Genomic DNA, 17,354 nt, shown 5'->3' with positions numbered 1-17,354 from the left:
CGCACCGTGACGGCCGGCGTGAACCATGTAGAATATCGCTCTGCGATGCCTACCAACGTTACAAATTGCGTCCGGACTGGCAAGTGAATTAATTCGATGCGTGCGTTTTTTTATGCAGCGCCGCTAATGGCGGCGCCGCGGGCCGTTTACCGCCCGTGACTATTGAGAGAGAGCTGATGACTGAATTGATTTCGGCGACGATATTACTGCTGCTGATCATGGACCCGCTAGGCAACCTGCCGATTTTTATGTCGGTACTGAAGCATCTGGAGCCGCGACGTCGGCGCATCGTTCTGATCCGCGAAATGCTGATCGCGCTGGCTCTGATGCTGCTGTTTCTGTTTGCCGGTGAACGCATTCTGGCGTTTTTGAATCTGCGTACCGAAACCGTGTCGATCTCCGGCGGCATTATCCTGTTCCTGATCGCGATCAAGATGATTTTTCCGTCTCACGACAATAACAGCAGCGGGCTGTCGGCCGGTGAAGAGCCGTTCCTGGTGCCTCTGGCCATCCCGCTGGTGGCCGGACCGTCGCTGCTGGCCACGCTGATGTTGCTGTCACACCAGTATCCGGGTCAGATGGGCTATCTGGTCGGCGCGCTGCTGCTGGCGTGGGGCTGTACGGCGGTGATTCTGCTGATGTCCGGGCTGTTTCTGCGCCTGTTGGGCAGCAAAGGCGTGGACGCGCTGGAGCGCCTGATGGGGCTGATTTTGATTATGCTGGCCACCCAGATGTTTCTGGATGGCATTCGCGCTTATCTGAAGCTGTAATCATCGTGGGCGGCGCCGGCTTACTGCACCGGCGGCAGATCAAATAGCAGAATTTCCGCGTCGCTGTCGGCGACGATGGTGAGCGCATGCTCCCCGGCAATCGCCAGCCCATCGCTGGCCGCTGCCGACTGACCGTTGATCGTCACCTCCCCTCTTACGACCTGAATCCACACGTGGCGTTCGGCATCCAGCGTCACGCTATCCTGCTCACCCTGCTTCAGCGTCCAGCGCGACAGGGTCATGTCCTGACAGACCTTCAGGGAGCCTTCACGAGCGTCCGGCGTCAGGACAAACTGGCGGCCGGAGACGTCGGCAAAGCGGCGCTGATCATAGCGCGGCGCGATACCGGTCTCCTGCGGCAGGATCCAGATTTGGTACAGATGCAGCGGCTCGCGGGAGCTGGCGTTGTACTCGGAGTGACGCACACCGGTACCGGCGCTCATTATCTGGAACTCTCCGGCGGGGATTTGCGCTTTATTACCCATGCTATCCTGGTGTTCGACCGTACCGGACAGCACGTAGGTCAGGATCTCCATATCGTTGTGCGGATGGGTACCAAATCCCTGATCGGGATTGAGAACGTCTTCGTTAATCACGCGCAGGGCGGAGAAGCCCATAAAATTAGGATCATAGTAGTTAGCAAAGGAAAAGGTGTGCCAGCTGTCGAGCCAGCCGTGGTTGGCATGGCCGCGCTCTTGTGCCTTACGCAGGTAAATCATCTTCAATTCTCCTCACCGTTTTTTAGCAGTCTGAACCTGAAGCGAATGAGAAGATAGCGGAGAAAATTAACGTCTTTGTTCAAATAATATGAAAGCATTCGCGGGGATGGCCCCAAAAAAAAAGCCAGCACCCGAGCTGGCTAAAAAATTGGAAGCAATGTGAGCAATGTCGTGCTTTCTCTGCCGGCCAGCGGCCATGCCGAGAACGCATCGCAATAATAATCATTATCATTCGCACTTGTAAAGCGTTTCTGCCAAATATTTACGCTGTCGATAAAAATAAAGACCCTGATTTTAAAGCGGATTTATCACTGAAAAACGACGCCATGCGCCCGGCCATGCCACAGCTTCTGCCCCGGCTGCCGCCCCCGACGCAGTGGCTTAGCCAGCATCCCCTCCCGCTCCGGCATTCTGGCAGGGCCGCTGCGGTGACGCCCTCCGCGGCCGGCACGCACGGGTGACAGGGTATGACGACGCGATGAGGTGGGGCAGCGTAACCATCGCACACGCCGCCGTGCCGTTCCCTTTCGCCTGGCGGTGGGCCAGCAGCACGCTGGTCAGCGCGCGGATGACCGATCACGGTGATCCCCGGCGGAGCGCGAGGCGGATTGAACAGACCATACCTGGTGGATAACGCGATCTATATCAACGCGTTGGCTTTGCGCGACAGGACGCGCTGCGCGAAGGTGGGCCGGCAGACGCGCTGGATATGGCCCGGCTGCGGCCATGATGAATCGCCCCGCCGCGCGGGCAGCGGGGCGGGAACGATCAGTATCCGGCGGTCAGATCGCCCGGCGTACGCGGATCGGATGCGCCAAACAGGGTGCCATCCGGCCCGATCATGATGCTCTGGGTGCTGCCCATCGCCGGTTTAACGGCCACGTGCTGCCCCTTCTCTCTCAGCAACGTCAGCGTATCCGGGCTGAAGCCCTTTTCAACCCGCAGCTCATCCGGCAGCCACTGGTGGTGAAAGCGGGGGGCATTGGTGGCTTCAGCAATATTCATGCCGTAATCAATACTGTTCATCACCATTTGCAGCACGGTGGTGATAATCCGGCTACCGCCGGGACTCCCGGTCACCAGCCAGGTCTTACCGTCTTTCGCAATGATGGTCGGTGACATCGAGGAAAGCGGGCGTTTGTAGGGTTGGATCGCGTTAGCTTCGCCGCCGACCAGGCCATATACGTTAGGCGTCCCCGGTTTTGCGGAGAAGTCATCCATTTCGTTATTCAACAGAATACCGCTGTTACCGGCGACAATGCCGCTGCCGAAGTTCGTGTTCAACGTATAGGTCACCGAGACCGCATTGCCCTCTTTGTCCACGACCGAGAAGTGCGTGGTCTGATTGCTCTCGTACGGTGCCAGCTTGCCCGGTTTGATCTCGCCGGAGGGACGCGCCTTTTCCAGAGAAATCTGCTGCGCCAGCGATCTGGCGTAGGCTTTGCTGGTCAGCGCCTGCCACGGTACTTTCACAAAATCCGGGTCACCGAGATACTCTGAACGATCGGCGTAGGCATACTTTTCCGCTTCGGCGGTCGCCTGCAGGGCATCGGCGCTGCCGAATCCCATTTTTGCCAGATCAAAGTTTTCAAGAATGTTGAGGATCTGCACGATATGGATCCCGCCGGAGGACGGCGGCGGCATCGAGAACACTTCGTAGCCGCGGTAGGTCCCGCTCACCGGCTGGCGCTCAACCGCGCGATAGGCCGCCAGATCTGCCTTACTCATCAGCCCATTGTGCTGCGCCATTTCGCCGGCGATAGCATCGGCGATAGCCCCTTTATAGAAGGCATCCGGGCCCTGTCTGGCAATCAGGCTCAGGCTGCGCGCCAGATTGCGCTGCACCAGCCGCTCCCCCTTCTGATACGGCGCCCCGTCCGCTTTAAAGAAGATCGCCTTGCTGTTCGGATGGCTCAGCAGCACTTCTTTACCGTAGGTGTTCAGATCATCAGCCAGCCCGTCGTTAACGATAAAGCCCTCTTTCGCCAGGGTGATAGCAGGCTGCAGCAGCGTGGCCAGCGGCAGCGTGCCATATTTTTGTACCGCCAGCGCAAAGCCGGCGACGGTGCCCGGGGTACCGGATGCGAGATGGGAGGTCAGCGACAGCTTACTGTCGGCTTCCCCACTGGCATTGAGGAACATATCGCGGCTGGCCCGCACCGGCGCCATTTCGCGGAAATCGATGGCCGTGGTGCGGCCCGACGCGGTGCGCAGCAGCATAAAGCCGCCGCCGCCGAGGTTCCCCGCCTGCGGATGGGTGACCGCCAGCGCAAAACCGACCGCCACTGCAGCGTCCACCGCGTTACCGCCCTGCCTGAGAATATCGACACCAACCCGGGTGGCCAGCGCATCGACCGACGCCACCATCCCCTGCTTCGCCCGCACCGGATGGAAGGTATCGGTCTCTACGCCGTAAGAAACTGGCGGTGCCTCTGCCCTGGCCCAGGCGCCGCCCTGCCAGAGAAACATACATACTGTCACCATTCCCGCCCAGCGGCGGACCTGCATTTTTTTTCTGTCCATTTTTCATCCCATTAGCATTATTGTCGTTTTTTTCGCTTTCTCAGTTAACGGGAAAACGGACTTTCAGTCCACTCTGAAAGGCGCAGATGTGATGCCAGGATACACTTATACTGGTGGGAAAGGTGTCCGCGGTCCCTCGCGGGCATCCGCACAGTTCCTGCCCGTCACACGGAGGATACCTTGATGAAATGGTTAGTAATCTTGAGCGCCTTGCTTCCGCTCAGCGGAATGGCCAATATGTTGAATAATAACAATAATAATCCGCAGCAGCCGGGTTACAACCCCAGCCAACAGCGGATGCAGACGCAGATGCAAATACAGCAGCAAAACCAGCAAAGTAAACTGCAGCAGGATCAGCAACGCGATAGCCAGGCGCTACAGCGCAAGCTGCAGGAGCAGCGCGACGCGGCCAGCCAGCGCATCACCCAGCCGCAGTCGGGACAGCGCCCACTGCTGCGTAACTGAGCACCGTGGGAGGCCAGTGCCTCCCGTTTTTTCAACTAAAATCCGGCCCGATACGATCAATATTGTCGGTACAGATCGCATCCACGCCCCACGCCAGCAGCCGCCGCGCCGTCGCCGGATCGTTAACCGTATACGCCAGAATCCGCCGCCCGGCGGCTTTGATCGCCGCGGTGCGCTCCGCATCCAGCAGCCGATAATTCAGGTGCAGCGATATGCAACCCAATCCGGTGGCCGTCGCCAGCCAGTCATCGCGCCACTCATCCAGCAGCAGCCCGCGCGGCAGATGCGGCACCGCCGCCTGCGCCGCCGCCAGCGCCTCGACAGAGAACGATGACAGCAGCGGGGCCGGCTGCCCCTGCCACAGCGATTCGGCCGCCAGGGCCACCGCGTGCCCGGTCAGGGCGTCGCGCCCCGGCGAGGGTTTGATTTCGATGTTGGCCAGCATTCGGTGCTGGCGGCAGCGCCCGGCCACCTCGCGGAGTAGCGGTAGCCGCTCGCCGCGAAAGGCGTCGCTGAACCACTCGCCCATATCAAAGGTCACCAGCTGTGACCACGGCAGCGCCCCGGCATCGCCCCAGCCGTTGCTGGTGCGATCGAGGGTGTCATCATGCAGGAGAAAAATTTCGCCGTCGGCGGAAAGTTTGGCGTCACACTCAATCATCCGGTGGCCGTACCGGGCACCGACATCGATGGCAGCGAGGGTATTTTCCGGCGCCAGTTTGCCGCCGCCGCGGTGGGCGACGACGCGGGGGTAAGGCCAGGCAGTCTTCGTCATGGCAGGCGATATTCCTGTTCAGCATCAAGTCAGTGCAGGGCGTCGGGCGACAGCCATCGGATCTCCGCAGTCGCAGGCAGGACAGGCGGTAAATCCGCGGCCAGCCTCTGCGGCGGCGGGCAGAATCGCCCGTCCGCTCCCTCCGGCGTCTTCACCCCAAGGGTACGCCACCCGCTTCCCGGCTGGAAAGCAGAATATGCCCGAACGGATTGTCCGGCGCAATCGCACGCATGGAGAAAAGCGCGGTATTACCGGCGATAAAAACATCGCCGATCCCCGGCTGGGCAACTCCTGCCGCCAGACAGGCGGCCGTGCGATACGGCAGTACGCCCTCCGCGCACACACGTTTACCAACCCGCTGCGATCGCGAGTCGCGCGGAGATGGGCAAGACGAAAATGTGAAGCAAAAAAGACCCACCGGTTTTCATTGGCGAAACACCGCGCGATGCAAGCACCATCGCCGGTACACTTCTCATGTTAAGCCACGTCGGCAGACGCCGTCAGTAGGCACCGCAATGACGTCACTCAGGATTAAAGCGCAAAGGAAGGCGCACGACAAACGAGACGCATAGCCTCAGAGCACATCGGCAGTTAGAAGGAGGGTCCCTGCTTTCTCACCCACGGTTTTCCCTGCGTCCAGCAGCGTCACATTCAGATTAAACGCTTGTGGACCAGCTCCTTCTACGGTGATGTTTTTTTCAGCGCCCTGACCATCAATATCCATATTCAGTTTGGCGTCCGCAATGTTTAACACGCCGGGGGAAGAGGCCTTATTGACCGGATCGGTAAGACTCACATTGACCGTTGCTTTTTTATCACAGGTAATGATGCCCTGCAGCGTAGAGGTCACTCTCTGACCCACCATGACCGTCCCCAAATTGATCTCGCCTGGGATGCTGACATCGCAAAACGGCGAATTTTCATCCACGGGGGGCACGATGAGATCGTAAGGCGTTACCCATCCCCACTGTTTGTCACGCGGAAAACTATCAGGGGTCGCGGCACAAACTACACTCAGATGATACAGCTCCCGCGGTGTGTACGAGGCATAGCTATTGAGTGGAATACCGTTACCACTCAGCATACGGTTGATTAAATTGAGGGTTTCAGTTTTATCTTGCGGGCAAATTTGCTTAACCGAAGAGACATAGTATCCACCGGGTTTGTACTCATACTGAAACTCGAGTGGTCTGAGAGAACCTTTCCTCACCATCAGATCATTGGGTTCTAAGTAACCCGTCATACTGTACGTGCCGTCTGGCATTTTTACGATCCGGAGATTCGCCGCCATCGCAGGCAACACCATGCAGAGCGCCCATCCCAATAGCATCATATTAATACGCTTCATAACTTATCCATTACATTACAAGGATGTTACTAACAGCCTGAATGCGCAGCGCGACTGTGCAGTAACGATATCAGATACGCCACTGGATTTTACTCGTAATATACACTCAGCGTCGCCGAAGCACTGAACTCGCCGCCAGGCAGCTTAGCCCCGGAAGTTTTTACCAAGACGGCCTCCAGCGTCGGCATGGCCGAATAATCCACCGAAACCCATGTGCCGACAGGGAATGTCTGGCCATCCTGAAGGACCCGTACGCCAAGATCGGTCATATTAGTCTGGATCGCATTAGCGTCAAACTGTGTCGGCTGACCATCCAGCTTCATTTTTACTGCGCCGTATGGACTGTCGCAGGCTACTTTATAATCAATCGGGACGGTGTTGTATTTTCCGTCAATCCCAGCCGTCGAAATGCTGTCACCAAAATTAACCGAAATAACATTTCCGGCGTTAATAGAGCAAGCCGCTGCCACCACATTAAAATTAACATGGATAAATTTATTGACCGTCGCATTCAGATTTGCACTGAAAGCCAAAAGCGACATAATGATAACAAGCGGAACCGTTGAAGCGGTCGAAAAATATTTCAACAACTTTTTCATTATCAATGACCCTCTTATTTCCCACTGAAATAATTAAGCGTCTTTTATTAATCACAGCAGATATCAAATAGCACAACTCACCATCTGTACACGCTGATATTAAAAAAGAGATTTTTGTTATATCAGCCGCTGATTAAGAAGCGCCATCGTTAACAGGCTGGAAAGATACCAAAATCCTGGGCAACAGGACACAAAATCCGTACACAAACATTCAAAATGATACGTTATATCGCTTTGAGATTTTACTAATATAAATAATCTGGAAACTTTTAAAAATTATAATAATATATCGCAAAAAAACGCAGCCTACGACAGCGCATAGAGGAAATAATTTATCTGATTGATTTTAATTGTTTTTATGGATTGATTTCTGACGCCATCACCCTATCGCCGCATCATGAAGAGCGTACCCGCCCCGAATGGGGCGGGATTGGGAAACGTCAGGCGCCGAGGTAGGCGCTACGCACCGCTTCGTTACTCAGCAGGGCCTCACCGCTGTCTTCCAGCACCACGCGTCCGTTTTCCAACACATAGCCGCGATCGGCCAGCTTCAGCGCCTGATTGGCGTTCTGCTCCACCAGGAAGATCGTCATCCCCTCCTGGCGCAGCTGTTCGATGGTGTCGAAGATCTGCTGAATGATGATCGGCGCCAGCCCCAGTGAGGGCTCATCCAGCAGCAGCAGCCGCGGCTGGCTCATCAGCGCGCGGCCAATGGCCAGCATCTGCTGCTCACCGCCGGACATGGTGCCAGCGCGCTGGGTGCGGCGCTCCAGCAGGCGGGGAAACAGCTCCCAGACCCGCTGAAGGCGCGACGCGTACGCGCCGCGCGCGGCAAAAAAGCCGCCCATCGCCAGGTTCTCCTCCACCGTCATGCGGGCAAAGACTCGCCGTCCTTCCGGAACGATAGCAATGGCTTCACGCATAATGCGCGCCGTTGGCCAGTCGGTGATCGTCTGACCATCAAAGCTGATGGTGCCCGCGGTGGCGCGCGGCTCACCGCACAGCGTCCCCAGCAGCGTGGTTTTTCCCGCGCCGTTGGCGCCAATCAGGGTCACTATTTCTCCCTGCCGAATATGGATGCTGACGTCGTGCAGCGCCTGAATGGGCCCATAGTGGGCGCTAACGTTACTGAGGCTCAGAATCGGATTTGCCATATTATGCCTCTCCCAGATAGGCACGGATTACGTCCGGATGATGACGTACGGCATCGGGCGTGCCGTTGGCCAGCGGCGTGCCCTGGTTCACCACATAGATGCGATCGGAGATACCCATCACCAGTTTCATATCATGCTCAATCAGCAGTACCGACACGTTGTGCTCACTGCGCAGTTCGGCAATCAGCCGATCCAACTCGTGGGTTTCGCGCGGATTGAGTCCGGCCGCCGGTTCATCCAGCATCAGGATCGAGGGCTGCGTCACCATGCAGCGGGCAATCTCCAGCCGCCGCTGCTGGCCGTAGGCGAGATTACCGGCCGGGCGGTTAGCCATCTCCAGCAGGCCAACGCGCGCCAGCCAGACCGCGGCGCGATCCAGCGCTTCGCGCTCGGCGCGGCGGAAGGCCGGCGTTTTCAACAAGCCGGAAAAGACCCCGCTCTTCAGGTGCTGATGCTGCGCCACCAGCAGGTTTTCAATCACCGTCATCTCACGAAACAGCCGCACGTGCTGGAAAGTACGCACCACGCCCAGCCGGGCAATTTGCTGGCCGGAGAGCCCCGCCAGCTCACGATCTGCCAGCCTGATGCTGCCGCTGGTCGGCTGATAAAAGCCGGTCAGGCAGTTAAATACCGTGGTTTTCCCCGCGCCGTTGGGGCCAATCAGCGACACAATTTCCTGTGGATAAAGTTCGAGCCTGACGTTATTGACCGCCAGCAGGCCACCAAAACGCATCATCAGCCCCTCAACGGCTAACAGCGGCTGATTCATGGCTGCTCTCCTTTCGCCGTGGTTTTCAATTTCAGCTGCGGGCGCTTCATCGGCAGCAGCCCCTGCGGCCGCCAAATCATCATCAGCACCATCAGAGCACCCAGCACCAGCATGCTGTATTCGTTCAGGTCGCGCATCAGCTCACGCGACACTACCAGCAGGATTGCCGCGAGGATCACCGCAAACTGCGAGCCCATGCCGCCCAGTACCACGATCGCCAGCACAAACGCCGACTCGACAAAGGTGAAGGACTCCGGACTGACGAAGCCCTGCCGGGCGGCGAACAGGCTGCCAGCAAAACCGGCAAAAGCCGCGCTAATGGTGAACGCCGTCAGCTTGATGCGCGTCGGACTCAGGCCCAGCGAGCGGCAGGCAATCTCATCCTCCCGCAGCGCTTCCCACGCGCGCCCCAGCGGCATGCGCAACAGTCGGTTAATCACAAACAGGGTGATCACCACCAGCAATAACGCGACTAAATAGAGAAAAATTACCCGGTCGCTGGGATCATACTTCAGGCCAAAAAAGTGGTGAAAGGTATCCCAGCCCCCCTCCCGCGGCGTGCGGCCAAACTCCAGCCCAAACAGGGTAGGTTTCGGAATCTGGCTGATGCCGTTCGGCCCGCCGGTGATCTCGGTGTTATTCAGCAGCAGGATCCGCACGATCTCGCCAAACCCCAGCGTCACAATTGCCAGATAGTCACCGCGCAGGCGCAGTACCGGAAAGCCCAGCAGCAGACCAAACAGCGCCGCCATCAGTCCGGCCAGCGGCAGGCACTGCCAGAAGCCAAAGCCGTAGTAGTGATTCAGCAGCGCAAAGGTGTAGGCGCCAATCGCGTAGAAGCCGCCGTAGCCCAGCACCAGCAGGCCAGACAGCCCCACCACCACATTCAGCCCCAGCCCCAGCATCACGTAGATCAGCGTCAGCGTGGCGATATCCACCGTGCCGCGCGATACCAGAAACGGCCAGACCGCCGCCGCGACGATAATGGCGGCCATCAGCCACTTCTGCCGCGGCGTTGAACCGTCAAAGCCCGGCAGGATCAGGCCACCTTTCGCGCCGCGATTCAGCCTGCCCTGCAGCAGCGGACGCACCAGCTGAAACAGAAAGACCACGCCGCAGGCGGCAAAAATCCACTGCCAGCGCACCTCGCCGGCGTTATTGACTACCAGCCGGGTGCCGTCGAGATCGAGCCTCAGCCCCATAAAAAAGGCGGCGAGCACCAGCAGCATCAGCGCCGACACGGCGGCGTTCAGCAGAACGGAGCGCTTCATACTTTTTCTACCTCCGGACGGCCGAGGATACCGGTAGGCATGACCAGCAGTACCACGATCAGCAGTGCGAAGGACACCACGTCTTTGTATTCTGTACTGAGGTAAGCGCTGGTCAGGGCTTCAGCAATGCCCAGCACCAGGCCGCCGATCATGGCGCCCGGAATGCTGCCAATCCCGCCGAGCACGGCGGCAGTAAAGGCTTTCATGCCGGCCATAAAGCCGATAAACGGATTGATCACCCCGTAAAACTGGCCGAGCAATACCCCGGCTACCGCCGCCATCGCCGCCCCAATCACAAAAGTCAGCGAGATCACCCGGTCAGTGTTGATGCCCAACAGGCTGGCCATTTTCAGATCTTCAGCGCAGGCGCGGCAGGCGCGGCCCATGCGTGAATAGCGAATAAACAGCGTCAGGGCCAGCATCGCGAGAAAAGTCACGACCCAGATAACCAACTGCATCGTGGAAAGCGTGGCGGAGAAGCCATTGCTTTCTCCCAGCGACCACTGCCCGGTTATCAGACCTGGCAGCGCCAAATCCCGCGATCCCTGGGTCAGGCTGACGTAATTTTGCAGGAAAATCGACATCCCAATGGCGGAAATTAGCGCGATCAGACGCTTCGAGGCACGCACCGGTTTATACGCCACGCGCTCAATGCTCCAGCCGTAAGCGCTGGCAATCACAATCGCCACGATAAAGGCCGCGGTGATCAGCAGCCAGCCTACGTCAATACCCATCATCATCAGGCCAGCAATGACGATAAAGGAGACGTAGCTGCCGATCATATAGACCTCGCCGTGGGCGAAGTTGATCATGCCAATGATGCCATACACCATGGTGTAACCAATGGCGATCAGCGCGTAGGTGCTGCCCAGGGTAACACCGTTGAACAACTGCTGAATAAAGTAGAGTAACTGCTCGGACATACCTGCATACCTTACAAAGAAGGGCTGGGCAAGCCCAACCCCTGGGGGAGATCATCACGCGTCCAGGGGCCGGGCAATCCGGCCCGCCTGCTTATTTCACCGCGGTAGAAGAACCGTCTTTATGCCACTGGAACACGCCAAATTCGAATCCTTTCAGATCGCCTTTTTGATCCCAGCTCAGGTTGCCCATCACCGTCGGCACCGGCGCGCCGGTTTTCAGGTTTTTAGCGATGTCAGCCGGCTCCTCGCTTTTGCTGCGCGTCATTCCGGCCGCCAGCGACTGCAGTGCGGCGTAGGTGGTCCAGACAAACGGTCCGGTCGGATTGCCTTTGCTGGCCTGGATAGCATCGACGATGGCTTTGTTCTCCGGCAGTTGGTCATAACGCTTCGGCAGCGTCACCAGCATCCCTTCGGAAGCGTCACCGGCGATGTTCGACAGCGAGGCATTACCGACGCCTTCTGGCCCCATAAAGCCGGCTTTTAGTCCGGCAGCGCGCGCCTGACGCAGGATCTGCCCCATCTCCGGGTAGTAGCCACCAAAATAGACAAAATCAACGTTCTCTTTTTTCAGGCGCGCGACCAGCGTAGAGAAGTCTTTATCACCGGCGGTGACGCCTTCGAACAGCACGACGTTAGCGCCATGCTTCTTCAGGCTGTCCTGCACCGAACGCGCCAGCCCTTCACCGTACTGCTGCTTATCGTGGATAACCGCAATGCGCTGCGGCTTCACTTCGCTCAGAATATATTTCGCGGCGGTCGGCCCCTGGTCGGAGTCCAGGCCGGTGGTGCGCATAATCAGATCGTAGTCGGGACGCGCGGTCAGCTCCGGTGCGGTCGCCGCCGGGGTGATCATCAGCACGCCTTCATCCTGATAGATATCGKATGCCGGCTGGGTAGAAGAGGAGCAAAGGTGGCCGATCACGTAGCGAATACCGTCATTAATCACCTTATTGGCTACGGCCACCGCCTGTTTGGGATCGCAGGCGTCATCGTATTTGACCGCCACCAGCTTATTGCCATTCACGCCGCCCTGGGCATTAATGTCCTTGATGGCCTGCTGCGCACCGGTAAATTGCATATCGCCATACTGCGCGACCGGCCCGGACATCGCGCCCACGACGGCCACCTTAATGTCTTCCGCCAGTGCGGAGTGGCTGATGACCAGGGCAATACAGCCCGCTAACAGCGTGCGACCTTGACTGAATTTCATGCGACCTTCCCCATCTGTTGTGATTGCTGGTTTTATCACCGCTGGCCAGCGCAAACTTGTTATGGAATAACGAGTTAAGAAAGCCTGCGACATTTTTTAGAATAAGCGCTTATATTTCAGGTTATTAAACAGGAGTTTTCTTCTGTAAATCAACTCAAGGATTGCTAAAATCGCGGATGAAATAGCATGATACGCTGGACTAAATGGGTGCTTTTCCGCCACAAGGCAGTGTGTTGTGCTGGCTAAATGGCATACCATACGGTGAATACTCGGAGTAATCCGATGCTGAAAAACAGTTTGCGCCGTTTTTACCTGCTCACAGCGACGCACTGCCTGTGGGTTAAATCGTCACCCTTCCCCACCACTCTGGATGGACTTGCATCATGAAACTGACCATTGTGCGGCTGACGCAGCCGAGCGAGCAGGATCGCTGCGACCTGGCAAAAATCTGGCCTGACGCGCCCCTGCAGATTCCCCAGCTGGATGATGCCACCCAGCTGTGGGCGGCACGCTTTAATGACCGTCTGCTGGCGGCGGTGATCGTCAATCTCGACGGCGAGCGCGGCAGGCTGATGCGGCTGCGGGTGCGCGAAGTGACCCGCCGTCGCGGCGTCGGTCAGTATTTGCTTCAGGAGGTCATTGCCCACCACTCGTCCGTACGCAACTGGCTGCTGAGCGCTGAACACAGCGAGGATCCGGCCGCGCTGACGGGGTTTATGCAGCATAACGGCTTTCAGCCCACCGCGGACGGCTGGCAGCGCCGCCTTTAATGCCAGAGCAGCAGGCTGACCAGGCTAATCAGCACCAGCCCGCACAGCGCGCTGGTGAGAACAAACTGGCGCCTGACCCGCTCGCAGCGGCGGATAAATTCATCGTCATGGTGATCGCGGTAGCGCTGCGCCCAAATGTAGGCCACCAGCCGCACCTGCTTGCCGGGCTGCCCGTGTGAGGTAAAAAAACCGCCACCGTCGACGTACTGATACAGCAGCGGATCGCAGCCGCGGAGCACCACCAGCAGCGCACGCAGCGACGAGAAATAGCGCACCATGTTCAGCACGCACACTAAAAACAGGGCCCAAAATAGCGCTACGGTGCTAATAGTCATGATCCCCTCCCGATCGCGCGGCCACCGCCCACCGCGACGCGGGTGTGCGAGCCACCACCATGAAGAAACAAGCATCAGTCAGACGGCGAAGCCCGCCCTGAACGGCCGGGCTGCATGCCGCGCCGTTCGCGGTCACGTCCTGTTGAGTGTAGAAGATCTGCGCAAATCTTTTCCAGTGCGTCAGAGGGCATTCGCCATCCAGGCACCCGATACAGGGTGATCCCGTTCGCAACGGCTTGTCCTGCCGACACATTTTTTTATCATTCACGTTATACTCAGAAGCTGAAGGGACGCGCTCCCTGGCCATTTTTAAGACAATGGAAGGAGATTTATCATGGCGTACAAACATATTCTGATTGCTGTAGACCTCTCTCCCGAAAGCAAAGTGCTGGTGGAAAAAGCGGTATCCGTCGCCCACGCTGGCGAAACTAAAATCTCGCTAATACACGTCGATGTGAACTATTCCGATCTCTACACCGGGCTGATTGACGTCAACCTTGGCGATATGCAAAAGCGTATCTCAGAAGAGACCCACAGCGCGCTGACGGAACTGTCCAATTCTGCCGGCTACCCCATTACCGAAACCCTGAGCGGCAGTGGCGATCTTGGCCAGGTGCTGGTCGATGCTATCAAACAATACCATGTCGATCTGGTGGTCTGCGGCCATCACCAGGACTTCTGGAGCAAACTGATGTCCTCCGCCCGCCAGCTGATCAACACGGTGCATGTGGATATGCTGATTGTGCCGCTGAAGGATGAAGAAGACGAGTAACCCGCACGGCGGGGCGCAGAACGCGCCGCCGTTCACAGCGGCGCGTAGATATCAAAACGGTGATTTTTGGTGGTGACGTGGTTAGGTGTTGCTACGCCGGCCAGCGGCGGCGCGTAGTCTGGCCGCTTGACCACGACCCGCTTTTGCGCCAGCTGGCGCGCCGGTAACAGCAGCCCATCGGCGTCATGATCCGCGCCGACCAGCGACTGAAACACCCGCATCTCTTTCTTAACCAGCGCGCGCTTCTGCTTGTGGGGGTACATCGGATCGAGATACACCACCTCCGGTCTGGCCTGCAGGCTGCTCAGCGCCTGCAGGCTGGAGGCATGCAGCAGGGTCAGCCGATCGCGCAGCCAGCCGCCGATCTCCGGGTCACGGTAGCCGCGGGTCAGGCCGTCGTCCAACAGCGCCGCCACGACCGGATGGCGCTCCAGCATCTGCACCCGACAGCCGATCGCCGCCAGCACAAACGCATCGCGGCCCAGCCCGGCGGTGGCATCGACCACCTGCGGCAGATAATCCCCTTTGATGCCCACCGCTTTTGCCACCGCCTCGCCGCGCCCGCCGCCGAAGCGACGCCGGTGAGCCATCGCCCCGTCGACGAAGTCGACCCAGATGCCGCCAAGCTTTGGCTCATCGCGTTTGCGCAGCTCCAGATGGCGGGCGGTAAGCACCAGCGCCATGGGGCTGCTGTCGTCGTGGAGCAGCTGCCAGCGGGCGGCCAGGACAGATAAGGCGCCGTCACCGGCGCCCGTTTCATCGATCAATGCAATTTTCACGCGACGGCCGGTTCCTCAATGCCGTAGCTTTTCAGCATCGCATCCAGCTGCGGCTCGCGGCCGCGGAAGCGTTTAAACAGCGTCATCGGCTCCTCGGAGCCGCCGCGGGTGAGGATGGCGTCCAGGAACGCCTGCCCGGTCTGGCGATTGAAAATCCCCTCGGCGGTAAAGCGCGAGAAGGCATCCGCCGCCAGCACATCGGCCCACAGATAGCTGTAATATCCCGCCGCGTAGCCGCCGGCGAAGATATGGCTGAAAGCATGCGGGAAACGTCCCCACGCCGGTCCTGGCATCACCGCCACCTGTTTTTTCACTTCGGCGAGGGTGTCCAGGATCCGCGCACCGCGCGCCGGGTCATACTCGGCGTGCAGGCGGAAATCGAACAGGCCGAATTCCAGCTGACGCAGAATAAACAGCGCTGCCTGGTAGTTCTTCGCCGCCAGCATTTTCTCCAGCAGCGCCTGCGGCAGCGGTTCACCGGTTTCGTAATGGCCGGAAATAAACGCCAGCGCCTCCGGCTCCCAGCACCAGTTCTCCATAAACTGGCTGGGCAGTTCCACTGCATCCCACGGCACACCGTTGATTCCGGCCACGCCGGCGGTCTCAATGTCGGTCAGCATATGGTGCAGGCCGTGACCAAACTCGTGGAACAGGGTAATCACTTCATCGTGGGTAAACAGCGCCGGCTTCCCTTTCACCGGACCGTTAAAGTTACAGGTGAGGTAGGCCACCGGCTTTTGCAGACTGCCATCGGCTTTGCGCAGTTTGCCGACGCAGTCGTCCATCCAGGCGCCGCCGCGCTTGTGTTCGCGCGCATAGAGATCCAGATAGAAGCTGCCGCGCCGCTCGCCCTGCTCATCAAACAGATCGAAGAAGCGTACGTCCGGATGCCAGACGTCAACGTCTTTACGCTCTTTCGCGGTGATGCCGTAAATGCGTTTGACCACCTCAAACAGGCCGCTCACCGCCCGCGCTTCGGGAAAGTAAGGGCGCAGCTGCTCGTCGCTGATGGTATAGAGATGCTGCTTTTGTTTCTCAGCGTAGTAGCTCAGATCCCAGGGCTGCAGATCGTCCACGCCGTACTCCGCTTGGGCAAACGCACGCAGACGTGTCAGTTCAGCCTCTCCCTGAGGGCGCGCGCGCGCGGCCAGATCGCTGAGAAACCCCACCACCTGCTGCGGTGACTCGGCCATTTTGGTGGCCAGTGATTTTTCCGCAAAGGAGCCAAAGCCCAGTAGCTGAGCCAGCTCGTGGCGCAGTGCCAGCTCCTCCTCCATCACCGGCGTGTTATCCCACTGGCCCGCATTGGGCCCCTGATCGGAGGCGCGGGTGGAGTAGGCGCGATACAGCTCTTCGCGCAACGCCGCATTGTCGCAGTAGGTCATCACCGGCAGATAGCTGGGGATGTCCAGCGTCAGCAGCCAGCCCTGCAGGCCTTTAGCTTCGGCCTGCGCCTGGGCGGCGGCCAGCGCGCTTTCCGGCATACCGGAAAGCGCGTGCTCGTCGGTGATCAGCTTGCTCCAGGCCATCGTCGCATCCAGCACGTTATTGCTGTAGGTAGAGCCCAGCTCGGACAGCCGCGCGGCGATCTCACCATAGCGCTGCTGTTTCTCTTTGGGCAGGCCGATACCGGAGAGTTCAAAATCGCGCAGGGCATTGTCCACCGCCTTCTTCTGCGCCACGCTGAGTTCCGCGTAGTGCTCGCCCTCTTTCAGGTCGCGATACGCCTGGTATAGCCCTTCATGCTGGCCCAGCCAGGTGCTGTATTCTGACAGCAGCGGCAGCGTCTGCTCATACACTTCGCGCAGTGCCGGACTGTTTTGCACCGCGTTCAGGTGGCTGATGGGAGAGAAAATGCGGCCCAGTCGATCATCACTTTCGGCCAGCGGCTGGCACAGTGTCTCCCAGCGGTACGGCGCCCCCTGAGCCACCACCGCTTCGACCGTTTGACGGCAGTCGGCCAGCGCGGACGTCACCGCCGGCACCACATGCTCAGGCTGAATGGCGGAAAACGGGGGAAGCGAGAAATCGGAAAGTAATGGATTGGTCATAGCGCCGTCCTTATCTTTATCAGGTGTCGCGCGAGGCGCGCAATTCACTGAGCATGGGGGCAGCGTGGGGGAAAATCAATGCCGCACGGTAATTCCGCGCCGGCGGAGTGACGTCAGGGGC

17 protein-coding genes are annotated in these 17,354 nt (G+C 58.7%); 4 read left to right on the top strand and 13 right to left on the bottom strand.

The genetic code is table 11. The features are described 5' to 3' along the window. The first annotated feature begins 176 nt into the window (after positions 1–176). Positions 177–770 carry a YhgN family NAAT transporter gene (locus BS626_RS11510; protein WP_075182536.1) on the top strand — a complete coding sequence of 198 codons (594 nt, stop codon included), beginning with the start codon at positions 177–179 and terminating at the stop codon, positions 768–770. 20 nt (positions 771–790) lie between these two features. Here BS626_RS11510 and BS626_RS11505 read toward each other — a convergent pair whose 3' ends face one another. After that, complete coding sequence (locus tag BS626_RS11505) at positions 791–1,489, bottom strand: pirin family protein (protein ID WP_075182535.1); 699 nt, start codon at positions 1,487–1,489, stop codon at positions 791–793. Between the two features lie 768 nt (positions 1,490–2,257). Then, positions 2,258–3,973 (bottom strand): gamma-glutamyltransferase, encoded by a 1,716-nt coding sequence (gene ggt, locus BS626_RS11500; protein ID WP_075182615.1) that lies wholly within the window; start codon positions 3,971–3,973, stop codon positions 2,258–2,260. Between the two features lie 222 nt (positions 3,974–4,195). Here ggt and BS626_RS11495 point away from each other — a divergent pair, with 222 nt between their 5' ends. After that, complete coding sequence (locus tag BS626_RS11495; RefSeq protein WP_075182534.1) at positions 4,196–4,477, top strand: DUF2756 domain-containing protein; 282 nt, start codon at positions 4,196–4,198, stop codon at positions 4,475–4,477. A 31-nt stretch (positions 4,478–4,508) separates the two neighbouring features. On the opposite strand, the gene ugpQ is transcribed toward BS626_RS11495, so the two are convergent. The 8 genes from ugpQ to BS626_RS11450 form a co-directional block, all read right to left on the bottom strand. Continuing rightward, a complete protein-coding gene (gene ugpQ / locus BS626_RS11490) occupies positions 4,509–5,252 on the bottom strand; it encodes a glycerophosphodiester phosphodiesterase (protein WP_075182533.1) in 744 nt (247 codons plus the stop codon). A gap of 574 nt (positions 5,253–5,826) precedes the next feature. Continuing rightward, entirely contained in the window at positions 5,827–6,600 is a 774-nt protein-coding gene (locus tag BS626_RS11480; protein ID WP_075182531.1) for a hypothetical protein, read from the bottom strand. Between the two features lie 89 nt (positions 6,601–6,689). Further along, positions 6,690–7,199: a fimbrial protein gene (locus BS626_RS11475; RefSeq protein WP_083615953.1), complete on the bottom strand. Its 510-nt coding sequence runs from the start codon at positions 7,197–7,199 to the stop codon at positions 6,690–6,692. A 440-nt stretch (positions 7,200–7,639) separates the two neighbouring features. After that, entirely contained in the window at positions 7,640–8,353 is a 714-nt protein-coding gene (gene livF, locus BS626_RS11470) for a high-affinity branched-chain amino acid ABC transporter ATP-binding protein LivF (RefSeq protein ID WP_075182530.1), read from the bottom strand. Position 8,354: 1 nt separating this feature from the next. Then, on the bottom strand, positions 8,355–9,122 hold the full coding sequence (gene livG / locus BS626_RS11465; RefSeq protein ID WP_075182529.1) for a high-affinity branched-chain amino acid ABC transporter ATP-binding protein LivG: 768 nt from the start codon (positions 9,120–9,122) through the stop codon (positions 8,355–8,357). Further along, positions 9,119–10,393, bottom strand: coding sequence for a high-affinity branched-chain amino acid ABC transporter permease LivM (locus tag BS626_RS11460; protein WP_075182528.1), 1,275 nt, complete (start codon positions 10,391–10,393; stop codon positions 9,119–9,121). Before BS626_RS11460 ends, livG begins: the two co-directional genes overlap by 4 nt. Then, entirely contained in the window at positions 10,390–11,316 is a 927-nt protein-coding gene (gene livH / locus BS626_RS11455; RefSeq protein ID WP_075182527.1) for a high-affinity branched-chain amino acid ABC transporter permease LivH, read from the bottom strand. Before livH ends, BS626_RS11460 begins: the two co-directional genes overlap by 4 nt. A 91-nt stretch (positions 11,317–11,407) precedes the next feature. Continuing rightward, on the bottom strand, positions 11,408–12,526 hold the full coding sequence (locus BS626_RS11450) for a branched-chain amino acid ABC transporter substrate-binding protein (RefSeq protein WP_075182526.1): 1,119 nt from the start codon (positions 12,524–12,526) through the stop codon (positions 11,408–11,410). 383 nt (positions 12,527–12,909) lie between these two features. On the opposite strand from BS626_RS11450, the gene panM reads away from it, so the two are divergent. Next, a complete protein-coding gene (gene panM, locus BS626_RS11445) occupies positions 12,910–13,296 on the top strand; it encodes an aspartate 1-decarboxylase autocleavage activator PanM (protein WP_075182525.1) in 387 nt (128 codons plus the stop codon). On the opposite strand, the gene uspB is transcribed toward panM, so the two are convergent. Then, positions 13,293–13,631 carry a universal stress protein UspB gene (uspB, locus tag BS626_RS11440; protein WP_075182524.1) on the bottom strand — a complete coding sequence of 113 codons (339 nt, stop codon included), beginning with the start codon at positions 13,629–13,631 and terminating at the stop codon, positions 13,293–13,295. The two genes, panM and uspB, sit on opposite strands and share 4 nt — an antisense overlap. 334 nt (positions 13,632–13,965) lie before the next feature. Here uspB and uspA point away from each other — a divergent pair, with 334 nt between their 5' ends. Then, positions 13,966–14,403: a universal stress protein UspA gene (gene uspA, locus BS626_RS11435; protein ID WP_075182523.1), complete on the top strand. Its 438-nt coding sequence runs from the start codon at positions 13,966–13,968 to the stop codon at positions 14,401–14,403. A 32-nt stretch (positions 14,404–14,435) separates the two neighbouring features. Here the strand turns inward: uspA and rsmJ are convergent, their stop codons facing one another. Together rsmJ and prlC are read right to left on the bottom strand one after the other, a co-directional pair. After that, complete coding sequence (gene rsmJ, locus BS626_RS11430; protein ID WP_075182522.1) at positions 14,436–15,182, bottom strand: 16S rRNA (guanine(1516)-N(2))-methyltransferase RsmJ; 747 nt, start codon at positions 15,180–15,182, stop codon at positions 14,436–14,438. Then, the gene (prlC, locus tag BS626_RS11425) at positions 15,179–17,233 is read right to left on the bottom strand and encodes an oligopeptidase A (protein WP_075182521.1); all 2,055 of its coding nucleotides are present in this window, start codon (positions 17,231–17,233) and stop codon (positions 15,179–15,181) included. The genes rsmJ and prlC overlap by 4 nt, the downstream gene beginning before the upstream one ends. Positions 17,234–17,354 lie beyond the last annotated feature (121 nt).

The organism is Pantoea sp. 1.19, from assembly GCF_001922585.1.
Classification (GTDB): Bacteria; Pseudomonadota; Gammaproteobacteria; order Enterobacterales; family Enterobacteriaceae; genus 1-19.
Note: the sequence above shows the minus strand (reverse complement) of the source record. Positions and strands in the feature narration are given on the sequence as shown.